Source organism: Prevotella merdae (assembly GCF_900290275.1).
Classification (GTDB): Bacteria; Bacteroidota; Bacteroidia; order Bacteroidales; family Bacteroidaceae; genus Prevotella; species Prevotella merdae.
Window position 1 is genome coordinate 752,700 of record NZ_LT985323.1, and the last position, 16,712, is coordinate 769,411.

The window sequence follows — 16,712 nt, forward strand, 5'->3', positions numbered from 1 at the left end:
ATAAAAAGAAACAAAGACAATGATAATAGATGTAAACAACATTCTTGTGTCGTCCGACATCTTCACAGAACAATTCTGCTGCGACCTCGACAAGTGTAAAGGCATTTGCTGTGTTGAGGGCGATGCCGGTGCACCCGTAACTCTCGACGAGATTGGCGGCATTGAGGATGCGTTGGACACCGTTTGGGGCGACATGTCAGCACAAGCCCAGTCGGTTGTCGACCGCCAAGGCGTGGCCTACACAGACCGCGACGGCGACCTTGTAACAAGCATTGTTGGCGGCAAGGACTGCGTATTCACATGCTACGATAACGGATGCTGCCTTTGTGCTCTTGAACGTGCCTATCGCCAGGGCAAGACCTCGTTTGTCAAGCCTATTTCGTGCGCGCTCTATCCTATACGCGAGAAGAAGTTTAATGACGGAACTATAGCCCTGAACTATAATCAATGGGATGTGTGCCGCGATGCGGTGACAAAGGGCAAGGAGTTGGGATTGCCCGTATACCGATTCCTTGAAGGTCCGCTTGTTAGACGATTCGGCCAGGAGTGGTACAATGAATTATGTACCGTGGTCGACGAGCTTCGCAAAGAAGGAATTATATAATGCGAAAAGAGAAATTATATAAGCATGAAAAAACGAAGCCAGCCTCATCCGCAGATGAGGCTGGCTTCGTTTTTATATTATATTATCTTACTTGTACTTTTCTTCAGTACCGTTTTCGAGTACCATATAATTGGTACTGCAGTACCATATAACTGGTACTGGAGTTTCATATAACTGGTACTACAGTTTATATTAACTGGTACTGCAGTTTATATTGACTGGTACTGGATTTGATACTGACCAACTCTAAAACTTCAATTAAATGGCATTAAACAGGCGGATATTATAATCCGAATATGCTTATATCCTATGTTCTTCAGTACAACAACCAATGTTCTTCGGTACAATATTCCCTCCAGAGAGATTCAATTAGATTGAGGGTGTGTCAAACCAATATTAGTTGCGCTTGAGCGTAAACTCTACCGGCTGACCATGCTGGCAAATAACCGTCAGTACGGTCTCGTTCTGACCAGTCTTAACCGAAACCTTAGCGTTAGGAGTTGCGATGGTCCAATTGCCCTTCAACACCAACTTCTTCTCAATCGTACGGCTTGGTTCCTTTGTTGTGTATGTCTTCTCGGATATATTGAGGTTAGGGTCGCATACACTCATCAGCACATTCGCGCCCACCTTCTTCTGCATAACCATTGTCTCGGCAGGAATATAGCTAAGGAGCTCGTCGTTCTGCGGATTGTATTTGTCGAAGGCTGCGTATGCTGTGATACCTGTCTGCGTATCGGCAACAACATGAGCCGTATTGTCCTTGTGCAGAACCTGATATGGAGCCTTGCGGCGTGCGGCAGCCACCTCCTCCTTGGTAGGCTGAATGAGTACCAGATACTCGTATGCAGCGTCCTTAGGAGCAACACCGTGGTTGATGTAAGCCGAGGCAAACGAGCCGCGAGTCTGTACACGTGTCTTCTCGTGGCGCGATTCCTGGTTGGCTATTTGCACCTGAACATTCTCGCCCTTAAAGAAGTAATAGTTGTTGTAACCATCCTGAATGAAGTGGGCCTTATTATCATTAAGGTCCTTTTGGAAAGGTTCGTCCTTAATTTTGCCGTCGACATATATGTCGCTCTTGCCCTTGCTGAAGGTGCTTTGGAAAAGTGTAGTCTCTGTAGGATAAGAACTGTTGCTATTGTTGATTCCGGTTCCGAGGCAAACCATGCGGTTGTCGAAGCAGAATACAGACTTGCGTGCAACAAAGTCAGGCGTGAAGTTCTTGAGCTCGCGCTCCATAAGCTTCATGGCAAACATGCCGTTCTTTCCCTCCAGCGAACTTGATCCAGAGAAGTTTTCCTTGCTATGAGCCATTGTTGAACCCGGTAGCGGACTGTCGAGCAGCTCATATGGCAGGTGAATTGTTGTAGTTCCGGGCAGACGGTTCCAGTCCCAACCATTCTCGTCAAAACCACTTGCCTCGCGCGAGGGATAACCCATAATCTGTACCGATCCGTAGCTCTGGTAGCGACCATATCTGTTGTCCTTCTTGTATATCTCGGCCCCCCAAACATCTGTGGTGTAACCCTTGAGCGTAACCATCCAATCGCTGCGGCGGAAGATGCCAGCCGAACCATAGTTGTATACAAAGAATCCCTGTGGAGCCATAGCGGGCTTTATGCCCTTGCTCTTGAAGAATCGGGCCTCCTGAGTTTCTTCCTTGCATAGGCGCAGATAGTCGGCAGCCAAGTGATGGTCGAAATCGTTGCCCTCGCCAGATAGGTCGCCTGCCAAGGCAAGATATGCAAACGAGGCGACGTCCTCGTCGCTCATTGACGATCCAAACGGATGGCGTCCGCTTATACCTACGCCCCACTCGTACTTGTTGCTGTAGTTGCGCATAGAGAGGAACGCTTCCTTAAGTATCTGTCGAGCCTCAACTGTTGGCACATATCGTGTGTGGTTGGTAAGCGATATATATTGGCCCACCATGGCAAGCACGCCTGTGGTATAGGCAGGATAGAATCCGCCGTGATGGAATGTGGTTCCGTCTACCTTGATGCCGCCTATTGTGCCAGGGCTATATTGCAAAGAGCCGCATAACCAACGTGTAAGTCCGGCAAGTGCACGTGCACGTTCGCACTCGTTGGTAAACAATAGAGCCGACACCGTCTTAGCCATTAACAGGGTGTGCCAGCTATCCAACAGCTCGTCTCGACCATACTGATATGGCAGACGTGTCTCTTGCAAAGCCGACCAGAATACAAGTGCCGAAAGAATCTTGTCGCGGTTGGGTGCCTTCCATATTGCATCACGCATGAGCCAGGCAGTTGTATATATCTTGCGCACCTGATAGCCATAATGGTGATTGGTGCCCATACCGCTGCCAAAGGCAAATCCTTGGTCGATAGCATAATCCCATACAAGGAAGTAGTTCTTTGCCGACTGCTCCGAGTGGTTGTAATAGGCATCGTAGGCAAAACCAGCCATCATCTCCTCCAGGTTATTCCACGACATCTCGCCCTTCTTGCGGTCAAGCTCGTCGGGAGCAACAATAGGCGCACCCGTAAAACCTTGGCCTGAAGGGCGTATATTGGCAGCCTCGAATGTGCGGTAAGCTTTGTTCACCCACTTTTTAGGAGCATCGTATATGTCGAGAGCCTCGGTTAGGCGCTTCTCCACAGTTGCAAGATCCTTCTTTTCATCAGCAGTTAGAGATGTGGGCAAAGGCATATCGTACTTGTACTGTTCCCATTGCCACACACGACACCAATGCCATAGATCGCGGTTAGAAAGCGAATTGTTGGTAGGCATCTGCATGTCGGGAGTGGTACGGTCGTTGATCTTCTTTACCGGGAAAGTAAGACGGTCGATGAAGACACGTCCCTTACGGTTAGGTGCCACAATACGATAGCCGGCTATCTTATTGTTCTTATGGTCGCCCTGCATGTGCTTAAAGCTTATCCAACAAGCGCGCCAACCTGCAGACAGCAGATGGAATCCAAACTGATATGACACGCTTCCCGAAGGCGAATAGAACTCGAAGCGCAGCGAATCGGTCTGTGGTTTCTCGTTGTATATCCAGAGTGTAATGCCATTCTCGTCCTTAGGTTGAACGGTTTCTCTCTTGCAACATCGATAACGCTGCCTGGTGTGAAGTTCCACTCCAAGCTCTTGGTGCCTTCCTTATAAAAGGATGTAGACAAGGCCAACTCCTTAACGTTGGCACATTTGAAGTTTTGAGGTATCGCATCCTCAAAACCTACAAACTGTGCAAAGGCTGGAGAGCCTATGAACAGTAAGAGTAACAGTAGTTGAATAAATTTCTTTGTCATAGTAGTATGTTTTTAAATAATAGTAGTATGTTTCTTATATAAGTAGTCAATCTAACGCTCCCACTTTCTTGTCAACAAAATATCGCGGACGGCGCTTAACCTCTGTGTATATCTTGCCAATGTATACACCAGTTATGCCAACACCGGTTGTTATCACACCACCAATAAACCACATCGACACCATAAGCGATGTCCATCCCTCGATGGTCTTGCCCATGAAATGCTCGTATAGTCCGTAGATGATGGTAAGCAACGAGATGAGAGTCATGGTCAATCCGGCAAAGGTTATGAACTTAAGAGGTGCTGTAGAGAACGATGTAATGCCGTCGATAGAGAACGAGAGCATCTTTGTAAGCGGATATTTAGATTCGCCAGCCGTTCGTGCCGTACGGTTGTAATAGACGTAACCCTCGTTAAAACCAAGTTGTCGCACCATGCCGCGCAAGAACATATTGCGTTCGGGATATTCCATCAAGGCTTGCACGGCACGTGAACTCATAAGACGGAAGTCGGCATGATTGTATATTATCTCTGGGTCGGCTGTCTGCATAAGCCTATAGAATGCCTGTGCCGAGGCACGTTTAAACCATGTGTCGGTCTTGCGTTCCTTGCGCACACCATACACAATATCCTTGCCTTCCTTCCATTGCTTAACCATATCTATTATGGCATTCTCGTCGTCTTGCAGGTCGGCATCAATAGAAATCATCGCTCCACATGTTCCAAGGCTTTCCTGCATACCAGCCCAAAGGGCTCCCTGATGGCCTTCGTTGTGGGCAAGCTTAATACCCACAACATTGTTATGTACATTGGCAAACTGCTCTATAAGCTGCCATGTGTTGTCGCGGCTGCCATCGTTTACAAGAACAATCTTGCCATCAACACCGGTAATCTCTTTCAATCGTACCAGCATTTCCTGCAACTTGCCCATCGACCAAGGCAGTACTTCTTCCTCGTTATAACAAGGAATTATGATGTTTACGGTCTTACTCGTCTGCATAATTTGTATAATTGGGATGTTATGTAAATGAATGTCTGTTTGCTATATTAGTTTGGAGCTATTATATGTATGTCTCTCTGCGGGAACGGAATCTCGATGTGGTGCTCGTTGAGCGTATTGTATATGGCCTCCTTCACCTCGCCTGTCTTGCCGAACTTCTCCTCAACAAGCACCCAATAGGTAACAAATAGGTTTACAGAGTTGTCGCCAAACTCATCGAATACCACGCTGATAGGCTTATTTATGTCTATTATGTCGCGTCCGTCGGCAGTTTGCGCCGCTCTCGACTTAACCGCAGCAATAAGCATCTGTCTAACCTCCTCGACATTAGAACCGTAGGCTATGCCCACCGGAACCTTAACCATCTCGTACGAATGGTTCTTTGTTATGTTCTTGAAGTTCTTGCTAAAGAGCGAACTGTTGAGGAAGGCTATCACACAACCGTCGGCTGTAAGCAACTGCGTGCTCTGATAGGTTATGCTGTCTACCTTGCCTCGTATGCCGTCGCACTCGATAAAGTCGCCCACACGCACACGTCCTGTCATAAGCGATATGCCATAGAAGAAGTTCTCGAGCAAGTCCTTCATGGCAAAACCAACACCAGTAGCCAAGCCTGCAGATATAACAGACACCGCTGTAGAAGGTATCTTGAGCATCTTTACAGATATGATGGCATACAGTCCCCAGCAGCATATGGCTATGACATTATTGGCAAGTGTGAAGTTGGGCTTGCCGTTGACTACGATTCTCGACTTGTGATACTTGTGGTAAAGAGCCTTTATCAAGTAGTTGAGATAGCGGAATATGAAGAACTGCGAGCACACCATAACGAGCTTGTCGATTGACAGCTGAACCACACCTGTGACGTTAAGGAAGTTGAACTGGAATATCTTCCACACGGTCTCGGTAAGGTCGAACACGTTGGCAGCCCACCATATAGAGAGCAATACCGAGAACACGCTAAGCACCGGAACAATAGCCATATACACCATATCATAGAACCACGTTACGTTGATGTGCTTCTCGTGACTCACGGTTATTATGCTAAGCAGCGAGCCGCGTTTTGCTTTCTTGGCGTCTTCTTCCGAATGAATCTTATGCGACAGATAGCTCTTCTCGTATCGTCTTAGGAAGTCGTACACACAGGTTATGGTCTGTATGCAGCTAAGCTGGAACATCCACCATATCAGCAACTGAACCGACAACAGCACGTAGCCGTATAGAGCCGACACAGTAGAGAACGTCATAATGACGAGCGATATCCATGTATAAAAGATGTCATGGCGTGGTATGTTGGTGTTGTGGCGTGTTATTACATTCCACTGCCATAAGGTAAACAGCAGCAATATTGGCGGGAATATCAGCGTGACAAGATTGTTAGGTATGAAGATTATACGGAACGTTATCACGATGAATGATATGAGCATGATAGGAGTATAAATGCGAAATCCGCTCTTTATCTGGTCGCCCGACAAGCGTACAAGCAATGAAAAGAAGATGGCACACAACAACCAAGCATACTCGATGAGCAACTTTGACGCCATGAGGAAGAAGTTGTGGTACATAAACGAGCGTGCCACCATTATAGACACAGCAAAGATGAACATTGCTACGAATAGAATGAGGCACACCTTCTTCTTCATGAAGCTATCGGTGCGGAAACGCTTGGGCACAAGCCAACGTACAAGGACATTACTAAGCAAGGCAGCCACAATAATATAGAAAAGTACAAATACAGACAAACCCATAACAATAGGGCCACGCCACTGCGAATAAACATTGCGCTCGGTGCCATCGGCAGTCTTTACCTTCTCGGTGTTGTACTTCTCGCTTACGTCTGCCTTGGCGTTGTGGTAAGATAATGGCATAGACGATATTACCTCCAGATAGTTCTGGTCGCCGTTAACAAAGATGTTGTGCTGTATATCATTGTAGCGATGAAGGGCATAGTCGTTAACCTTCTTAAGTTTCTGCGACATACGCTTATAGTGCTCGCTGTCCTTGACAACCGACTCACGCATATTGATAAGGTTGCGGCTTAAGGCAGATACATACGCAAGACAAGCCTTGCGGTCGACCTGTCCTGCTTCGTCGAGCATGAAAGGCAATCGCAAAGGTTTGCCATCCTTGGTCTTTAAAAATTGGGGATTCTTACCCTTCTGCCCGGCATTATTGCCTTGCGGCATACGGTTGAGCGATGGCGGAATGTTGCTAAGTGTCTCCGTAAGATACTGATAGCGTTGTATCTCGGCATCAAGACGCACAAGGATACGGTCGTAAGGCACACGACGCTTATTGAACTCGCGGTACATCTCTGTTGCCTCATGGCACGCATAAGTCATATCAAACGTAAAGTCTTGCTTCTGAGAATATAGCATAAGAGCTATCTGGTCGCTTCGCTGCATAAGCGATATCATCTCCTTATGCTGAATCTGGTTGTATGCCGAATAGCGTGCAAGGTTCTGTCGCTGCTCGCTGAACGATGTTTCAAGCTCGGCACGCAATACAGAAAGTGTTGATTTAAGATTCTTCTCTTTCAGTACAGCACCAGCATGTAGGCAAACACATAATGTGAAGAGTAGACACACAAGGCGCCTCAATAGTTTCGTGCTCATATAATTATATCTTTTTTGTAATAAGTTGTATGTTCTTGATTTATTATTGTTGCTTAGTGGATTATGCTATACGATTAACTTGCAAATGTATAGTTTTTTTCGGAAAGAAATGATTTATTCGCCATATTTTTCGACCATTGTCATAGCAGCAATCGAAAAATACGGCATATTAAAGGTATTACATTACGCATGTTAAGTTAAGTGTTTGGAGCTTTTATTTTCATAAAAAATAGGAAAAACTTTATTTTTATAGCTTTTTGCTGTTGCTTTTCGTCTTTTTTTGCGTTTAATATTTATAAAAGCACTACCTTTGCATCAGTGTATAATATATAATGTGTGTGTCTTTACTTACTACAAGGGACAGCATGTTTTTACAATCAAAACCTACATTTCATGAAACTAAGAAAACTTTTAGTGGCAGTCCTCGCAGTATTTGCAGGACTTGCTCAGGCACAACAGATGCCACCAATTCCTGCCGATCCAGACGTGCGAGTTGGTAAGCTTGACAATGGTTTGACCTACTACATCCGCCATAACACATGGCCGGAGAACCGTGCCGACTTCTACATAGCGCAGAAGGTGGGTGCAATACAGGAGGAAGAATCACAGCGTGGCTTGGCTCACTTCCTTGAGCATATGTGCTTTAATGGCACCAAGCACTTCCCTGGCAATGGTGTTATTCGCTTCTGCGAGAGCATTGGTGTGCAGTTTGGAGGCGACCTTAACGCCTATACATCTATCGACCAGACTGTATACAATATCTCTAACGTGCCTACAACACGCCAGTCGGCTCTCGACTCTTGCTTGCTCATCCTAAGCGACTGGGCTGGCAACCTGACACTTGACCCTAAGGAGATTGACGAGGAACGTGGTGTTATCCACGAGGAATGGCGTCTGCGTACAAGCGCATCAAGCCGTATGTTTGAGCGTAATCTGCCTAAACTCTATCCTGGATCTAAGTATGGTGTGCGCTACCCTATCGGTCTGATGTCTGTTATAGACAACTTCAAGTATAAGGAGTTGTCCGACTACTACCACAAATGGTATCACCCGAAGAACCAGGCCATCGTTGTTGTGGGCGACGTTGATGTAGACCATACTGAAGCCGAGATAAAGAAACTCTTCAGCGGATTCAAGAGCCCTGAGAATGCAACTCCTGTTGTAGACGAGCAGGTGCCAGACAATGCCGAGCCTATTATCGTTATCGACAAGGACAAAGAGCAGCAGACCAGCGGTGTAGAGCTTATCATCAAGCACGAAACTTATCCCGACTCACTCAAGGGCGATGTTAACTACCTTATATATCAGTATGCCAACCGTGCCGCTATGACTATGCTCAACGAGCGTTTGCAAGAGAAGGCACTCGATGCCAGTTGCCCATTCGTATCGGCTAACGCAAGCGACGGACAGTATATCTTTGCCAAGACAAAAGATGCATTCGACCTATCGGCCGATCCTAAGGACTTGAGCAAGACAGTAGAGAGCCTTAAGACTGCCTACATCGAGGCTTTGCGTGCTGCCAAGTTCGGCTTCACTGCTACAGAGTATGCACGTTTCAAGGACAACTATCTGAGTGTGCTCGACAAGCAATACAGCAACAAGGACAAGCGTCCTAACGGTGCTCTATACCGCGACCTCGTAGACAACTTCCTCGAGAACGAGCCAATGCCTTCTATCGAGTTCACATATCCTGTCATGAAGCAGATTGTGCCGATGATTCCTGTTGAGGCTATCAACCAGATGATGAAGGAGCTTGTACCCGAGAACGACAGCAACATCGTTATCGTAAACTTCAACAACGAGGCAGAGGGCAATGTTTATCCTACAGAAGCTCAGTTCCTTGAGGCTCTTAAGGCAGCACGTGCCGAGAACATCACCGCATATGTGGACAACGTTAAGAACGAGCCTATTATGACCACAATGCCTAAGGCTGGCTCTATTAAGAAGGAAGTGAAGAACGATAAGCTCGGCTATACACAGCTCACATTGTCTAATGGTGCTACTGTTATACTCAAGCACACCGATTTCAAGAAAGACCAGGTAGCGCTTGCTGGTCGTGGTATCGGTGGCAACTCGCTATATGGCAAGGCCGACTTTGCCAACCTGCAGATGTTTGACGATGTGATTGATGCAAGTGGCTTGGGCAATTTCTCTGCTACAGAACTTCAGAAGGCTCTTGCAGGAAAGATTGCCAACGCACGTATGTCACTCAGCCATCTATCTACAAACATTGCCGGTAGCTCTACACCGAAGGACCTTGAGACAATGTTGCAGCTTGTATACCTCTACTTCACCAACATCAACAAGGACCAGAAGTCGATGGATAATCTTATGAGCCAATACGAGGTACAGCTCAAAAACCGCGAGCTTAATCCTGACATCGCATTCAGCGACTCGCTCACAGCTACCATATACAACCACAACCCACGTGTGGCTCCTATGACCGTAGATCGCCTTAAGGACGTAAACTACGACCGTATCCTCCAGATTGCAAAGGAGCGTACAGCAAATGCCAAGGCTTGGACATTCGAGATTGTGGGCAACTTCGACGAGGCTACAATACGTCCACTTATCTGCCAGTATCTTGCTGCTCTGCCAGCAAAGGGCAAGATTGTTAAGGGCAAGCGCGAACTTACTCCTGCAAAGGGCGAGATTAGCAACATCTTCAAGCGCAAGCAGGAGACTCCTAAGTCGACAGCTTATATGACATGGCATAACGAGACAATGCCTTATACACTGAAGAATGCCATCTGCGCCGACATAGCTGGTCAGGTGCTCTCTATGGAATATCTTGACAAGATTCGCGAGAAGGAAAGCGCAGCCTACTCGGTAGGCGCTCAGGGTGCAGCCACATTAGGCGATGACAACTACCATATCTTCCAGCTTATCGCTTACTGTCCGATGAAGCCTGAGAAGAAAGACGTGGCTATAAAGATTATGAATGATGAGATGAAGACTCTTGAGACATCTTGCGACCCAGCCAAGTTCCAGAAGTGCAAGGAGTTTGTACTCAAGCAGAACGGCGACCAGGTTAAGACCAACGGATACTGGCTTAATGTCATTAGCGACAACTATTTCTATGGTTTCGACTCGCACAGCGACTATGTAAAGACCGTTGAGGCTCTTACTCCGCAAGACATCTGCAACTTCGTTAAGGAGTTTAATAAGGCTGGCAACCACGTTACTGTGATGATTTTGCCAGAATAATAGCACAATAGCCTACGGGCTGTAAAAACAATCCGCAAAGCGGTTCCTATACATTATATATATAGTATTGGTTCGGCTTTGCGGATTTTTTGTAGATACATTTTTATGCCAATTGTCATACATATTAGCGCACATAAACACTAAACAACCTTAAAAATACCTCTATTAATCAATAATTTGCATAATTATAGTCCTAAAAGTAGCCTTATTTGCGGATTTCTGTTTAAATTTGCAGCTAAAAACAATAAGTCAGAGTATAATGAAAAGTAAGTTCGCAGCTTTATTCCTGCTGTTTGCAACAGTATTTGTGCTGGCATCTTGCCTCAGCACCGACGACAACTACACATACACCGATGATAGTGCTATAACAAGCTTCTCTATTTCTTCGGGCAAGCAATACTTGCACGTCAAGTCATCAACTGGTGGCGACAGCATCGTTACTAAAGACATAACACTTAGCAGCTATAAGTTCTATATAGATCAGGTAAAAGGCGAGATATACAACCCCGACTCATTGCCTTGCGGTATCGACGCAACTAAGCTTCTGTGCTCGGTTTCAAGTTCCAACTCAGGTGTTGTGGTAATAAAGAATATTGATAGCGACACTCTGAAATATATAACCACCACCGACTCGGTCGACTTCTCGCAACAACGCGAGATTCAGGTATACAGCAACTCGATGACTGGCATACGCAAGTATAAAGTTACGGTAAATGTTCATAAGGAGTTTGCCGACTCGTTTGCTTGGCACGCTATGCCTGTATGCGAGGCACTGAAGTCGCTCAAGGCTGTACGCGCCATAGCCATTAACGGAAAGATGCTTCTATTCGGTAACGATGGCACATATACACGTCTATTTGTAAGCGAAGGCAACGGTTGGAATGAGTCGAACACATTGTTTGATGCCGACACATACCGCAGCGTCGTAGAAAAGGAAGGTGTTGCATATCTGTACAACGGCGGCAACATAATGAGTTCTGCCGACGGTAGCTCATGGACAACAGAGGCAACAGCAACCAGCATAACACGCCTTGTGGCAGCAAGTCGATTCCGTATATATGGATATGCAACAGATGGACGCCTAATGGCTTCGGCAGACAATGGCAAGACATGGAGCGTATCTACCATTGACGATGAACTATCACTTCTGCCAACAGACGAGACAGCATACGTATCCATACCTGTCAAGACCAACAGTCTTACTGATCGTGTTCTGCTTATCGGCTCACGCAACAAGAGCCTTTATCCATCCGACACAACCCCACATATATGGGGCAAGATAGACGAAGGAGCCGACAATAGCAACAACCAGCCATGGAACTATTACACCATAGCAGAGGAGAACAAGCATACCGCCCCATTGCTCAACGGTATATCTGCTATCTACTACGACAGCCAATTGTTGATGATGGGATGTAAGAATGGCGAAAAGCCCACATCATACAAGTCGCTGGACAATGGCATAACATGGAAGGTTGACACTACAACCCTTGTATTGCCAGACCATTTTGCCTTCGGCGAAGTTGCTACAGGTTCGGCTACTGCTTACACCGTAGCTGCTGACAAACAGAATGTGCTGTGGCTCGTTAACGCCAAGAACGGTATGACATGGCGAGGTCGTATCAACCGTTTGGGATGGAAGGACGAGCAGACAAGCTTCTAACATTTTAAAGACAAAGAACAACAACAATAGGTTTACTAAATGAAGAAAAACCTCTACATGGTGCTCTACGCACTGCTACTATCTCTCTTGTCTGTCCACGCAAACGCGCAGACCGACTACGAGTATCGCATGGAGATAGGTGGTGGAGTGGGCATAATGGCTTACGAGGGCGACTTCAATGGCAGCATTCTACATAACATGCAGCCATCGGCATCTATCATGTTGCGACGCATTATCAACCCTTATATGGGCTTGAGACTCGCTGCATCGTACGGCAAACTTAAAGGCTCATCGAAAGATGTCAAGACTTATCTGCCACAATATCAGGAAACGCAGTACGACTTTTCAAGTTCATTGGTCGACCTGAATGCCACATACGAATACAACTTCTGGCCTTATGGCACCGGTCATGACTATCGCGGAGCCCAACGCTTAACGCCATTCGTCTTTGCCGGAATAGGTGGAACTTACGCATCAACACCAGAAGGCAATGTTTTTACAGCAAATATGCCGCTCGGACTAGGCATTAAATATAAGGTGGCACCTCGACTGAACCTCGGCATTGAATGGGCAATACACTTCTCGCTTAGCGACAAGCTCGACGGCATAGCCGACCCTTACGGCATACAGAGCACCGGTATCTTCAAGAACACCGACTGCTACTCGGTACTGCAACTTACTCTGACATACAGCTTCATGCCAAAATGCAGGACTTGCCACAACGACGACGATTAACAAAACATATCCACTCAATATGCAACTCGATACAAACAATATACCGCAGCACATTGCCATCATTATGGACGGCAACGGACGCTGGGCTGCCGAGCGTGGTAAACCGCGCAGCTTTGGCCATCAGGCTGGTGTCGACACAGTACGACGCATAACATCTGAATGTACACGTCTGGGCGTGAAATATCTCACGCTATACACATTCTCTACAGAAAACTGGAACCGTCCGGCTACAGAAGTGGCAGCACTAATGGGACTTGTTCTCACATCGCTCGAGGACGAGATATTCATGAAGAATAATGTGCGATTCCGCGTAATAGGCGACCTTAACCGTCTGCCTATAGAGGTGCAACAAAAACTGCACGAAACCGAGGAGCATACAGCAGGTAATACTGCTATGACTATGGTTGTTGCTCTGAGCTACTCGTCGCGCTGGGAAATAACCGAAGCCACCAGACAAATAGCCAACGAGGCGAAGGAAGGACGCATAAACCCCAAGGATATCAATGAAGATATGCTTACACAACATATGGCAACATCCTTCATGCCCGATCCCGACCTTCTGATACGCACAGGAGGCGAGGAGCGCATAAGCAACTACCTATTATGGCAGATAGCCTACTCGGAATTGTATTTCTGCGATACTTTCTGGCCCGACTTCAACGAGGAAGAGCTAAAGAATGCCATTGCCGACTACCAACACCGCCAACGCCGATTCGGCAAAACAGGCGCACAGATAGAAGAAGGCAAGGAGCATAAGGCATAAAGAGGCCATACATATCGGGAAGACACAGACCTAATAGTACACCCCTAAAACATCAAGAAGAAGAAAAATATAACAATAATATAGACCAATGAACATAACAAAGGTGTTGACAACACTCTGCATCCTTGCATGCAGCATCATAGCTAAGGCGCAGGACAAAATAGTTTATCCGGATATCTCGTATGCCGTCTTCTGCTTGAAAAAAAAAATTGCCGGACTTGCCGTGTCGGGAGCCGATGGCTACGAAGACTATATGCTCACAGGTATTTCTGGACTCACTATAGGTGAGGAGATAGAATTGCCGGGCGACCAGATAACAGACGCCGTAAAACATTACTGGAAATACGGACTGTTCTCGGATGTGTCTATCTCGGTTGACTCGCTTGTGCACGACAAAGCATACCTGCATATACATTTGCAGATGCGCCCGCGTGTGTCAACTATCAACTACGTCGGACTGAAGAAGTCGGAACGTACTGATATGGAGGAAAAGCTTGGACTGCTTAAGGGCGCACAGATAACGCCTAACATGATAGACCGTGCCAAGTTGCTTGCTAAGAAGTACTTCGACGACAAAGGCTTCAAGAACGCTGACATACAGATTGTGCAGCGCGATGACGTGGCACAGAAGAACCAGGTGATTCTTGATGTCATAATCGACAAGAAGGAGAAAATGAAGATTAAAACCATTACTATCGAGGGCAATAAAGCTCTAAGCGATGGTAAAATTAAGGGTGGATTCCTACGTAAGGGTGCTTTTGCCAAGACACACGAGGCTGGTAAGTTAGGCTCGTTCCTTAAGGCCAAGAAGTATACACCCGAACGATGGAAAGCCGACAAGCAGAAGCTCATCGACAAGTACAATGAATACGGCTACCGCGATGCTGTTATTCTAGGCGACTCGGTATGGAATGTCGACAGTAAGCACGTTAGCATACTCATCAAGGTAGACGAAGGCAAGAAATACTTCGTACGCAATATACGCTGGGTGGGCAATACCGTATACAACTCCGACTATCTCTCTGCTGTACTAGGCATGAAGAAGGGAGACGTATACAACCAAAAGCATATGAACAAGCGTCTTACCGAAGACGACGACGCTGTAGGCAACAACTACTGGAACAACGGTTACATGTTCTACTCGCTGCATCCTACTGAAGTAAATATCGTGGGCGACTCTATCGACCTTGAGATGCGTATATTTGAGGGCCCCCAGGCTCACGTCAACCATGTGCGTATCAACGGAAACGACCGTCTATACGAGAATGTTGTACGTCGCGAGCTTCGTACAAAGCCTGGCGATCTATTCTCTAAAGAGTCACTGCAACGCTCTGTTCGTGAGATTGCATCAATGGGCCACTTCGACCCAGAGAAGATAGTACCAGATCCAAAGCCAGATCCAGAGAATGGTACTGTAGACATAAATTACAACCTCGAGCAGAAGTCAAACGACCAGATTGAATTCTCACTCGGTTGGGGACAGACTGGTGTTATTGGTCGCATCGGATTGAAGCTTAACAACTTCTCTATGCGCAACCTCTTCAACAAGAATAAGGAGCATCGTGGCATAATGCCTATCGGCGATGGCGAAGTACTATCGCTTGGAGCACAAACCAATGGTACATACTATCAGTCGTACAACGCTTCTTACTCAACCAACTGGTTTGGAGGCAAACGACCAATACAGTTCTCTGTAGGTGCTTACTTCTCTAAGCAGACCGACGTGTCGAGCAACTACTATAATAGTGGTTACTTCAACAACTACTATAATTATATGTATGGCTACGGCAACTATGGCAGCTACAACAACTATGAGTCGTACTACGACCCCGATAAGTATGTCAAGTTGTTCGGTCTATCACTTGGCTGGGGCAAACAGTTACGCTGGCCTGACGACTACTTCCAGTTGTCACTCTCGCTGTCGTACACTCGCTATATGCTTAAGAACTGGAGTTACTTCCTCATGACAAACGGTAACTCTAACAACCTTAACCTCAGCATCCAGCTATCGCGTACATCTACCGACAACCAACTCTTCCCACGTCGTGGTTCTGAGTTCATGGCATCGGTTACAATTACTCCGCCATGGTCAGCATGGGATGGAAAAGACTATGAGCACCTCGCTACAAACTCTAAGTCGGCTACATATAATAAGGAGCAGCAAGAGAAATATCGTTGGGTAGAGTATCACAAGTGGAAGTTTAAGGGCCGTACCTTCACCGCACTTACAAGCGGACAGAAGTGTCTCGTGCTTATGACACGTCTCGAGTTTGGATTGCTCGGATCTTTCAACAAATGGAAGAAGTCGCCATTTGAAACCTATTATATGGGTGGTGATGGCATGTCTGGCTATTCTACATCATACGCCGAAGAGACCATCGGTCTTAGAGGTTATGAGAATGGATCGCTCACTCCTTACGGCTACGAGGGTTATGCTTACGACCGTATGTCGCTCGAGCTTCGATATCCGTTCCTACTTGGCAACACCACTATCTACGGACTTGGATTTGTTGAGGGTGGTAACGCTTGGACAGATACAAAGAAGTTCAACCCATTCGATATGAAGCGTTCTGCCGGTATCGGTGTGCGCATCTTCCTACCAATGGTGGGTCTTATGGGTATCGACTGGGCTTATGGCTTCGACAAGGTATTCGGCACAAGAGGTGGTGCTCAGTTCCACTTCATCTTGGGACAAGAGTTCTAACAGCCAAGAGCTGTTAGAATTTTGGATTCTGATTTTTGGATGTGGAATTGCTGACTAACAGCTTATGGCTGATAAAGTTTTTGAATGTGGAATTGTCGGTTACAACCGATAAGGAATTATTCAATTTTGAATTAAGAATTAGG

Annotated in this window: 8 protein-coding genes and 1 pseudogene; 6 read left to right on the forward strand and 3 right to left on the reverse strand. The window is 46.5% G+C overall.

The window, feature by feature from the left end:
• Nucleotides 1–19 precede the first annotated feature (19 nt).
• The gene (locus C9991_RS03040; RefSeq protein WP_106811139.1) at nucleotides 20–604 is read left to right on the forward strand and encodes a DUF3109 family protein; all 585 of its coding nucleotides are present in this window, start codon (nucleotides 20–22) and stop codon (nucleotides 602–604) included.
• A gap of 396 nt (nucleotides 605–1,000) precedes the next feature.
• Here C9991_RS03040 and C9991_RS03045 read toward each other — a convergent pair.
• From C9991_RS03045 to C9991_RS03055, 3 genes and pseudogenes are all read right to left on the reverse strand, one after another.
• Nucleotides 1,001–3,882: pseudogene (locus C9991_RS03045) on the reverse strand (chondroitinase family polysaccharide lyase).
• 46 nt (nucleotides 3,883–3,928) lie between these two features.
• Complete coding sequence (locus tag C9991_RS03050) at nucleotides 3,929–4,882, reverse strand: glycosyltransferase family 2 protein (protein ID WP_198643736.1); 954 nt, start codon at nucleotides 4,880–4,882, stop codon at nucleotides 3,929–3,931.
• Between the two features lie 47 nt (nucleotides 4,883–4,929).
• The gene (locus tag C9991_RS03055) at nucleotides 4,930–7,497 is read right to left on the reverse strand and encodes a mechanosensitive ion channel family protein (RefSeq protein ID WP_106811141.1); all 2,568 of its coding nucleotides are present in this window, start codon (nucleotides 7,495–7,497) and stop codon (nucleotides 4,930–4,932) included.
• 393 nt (nucleotides 7,498–7,890) lie between these two features.
• Between C9991_RS03055 and C9991_RS03060 the strand changes: the two genes are divergently transcribed.
• The 5 genes from C9991_RS03060 to C9991_RS17350 all read left to right on the forward strand — a co-directional run bounded on the left by C9991_RS03060 (nucleotide 7,891) and on the right by C9991_RS17350 (nucleotide 16,569).
• A complete protein-coding gene (locus C9991_RS03060) occupies nucleotides 7,891–10,704 on the forward strand; it encodes a M16 family metallopeptidase (RefSeq protein ID WP_106811142.1) in 2,814 nt (937 codons plus the stop codon).
• A gap of 259 nt (nucleotides 10,705–10,963) precedes the next feature.
• A complete protein-coding gene (locus C9991_RS03065; protein ID WP_106811143.1) occupies nucleotides 10,964–12,367 on the forward strand; it encodes a DUF6242 domain-containing protein in 1,404 nt (467 codons plus the stop codon).
• A gap of 39 nt (nucleotides 12,368–12,406) precedes the next feature.
• Nucleotides 12,407–13,102, forward strand: a complete 696-nt coding sequence (gene porG, locus C9991_RS03070) for a type IX secretion system protein PorG (RefSeq protein WP_106811144.1) — start codon at nucleotides 12,407–12,409, stop codon at nucleotides 13,100–13,102.
• Nucleotides 13,103–13,121: 19 nt separating this feature from the next.
• Nucleotides 13,122–13,865: an isoprenyl transferase gene (locus C9991_RS03075; protein ID WP_106811145.1), complete on the forward strand. Its 744-nt coding sequence runs from the start codon at nucleotides 13,122–13,124 to the stop codon at nucleotides 13,863–13,865.
• 88 nt (nucleotides 13,866–13,953) lie between these two features.
• Nucleotides 13,954–16,569: a BamA/OMP85 family outer membrane protein gene (locus tag C9991_RS17350; RefSeq protein WP_106811146.1), complete on the forward strand. Its 2,616-nt coding sequence runs from the start codon at nucleotides 13,954–13,956 to the stop codon at nucleotides 16,567–16,569.
• The last annotated feature ends 143 nt before the right edge of the window (nucleotides 16,570–16,712 follow it).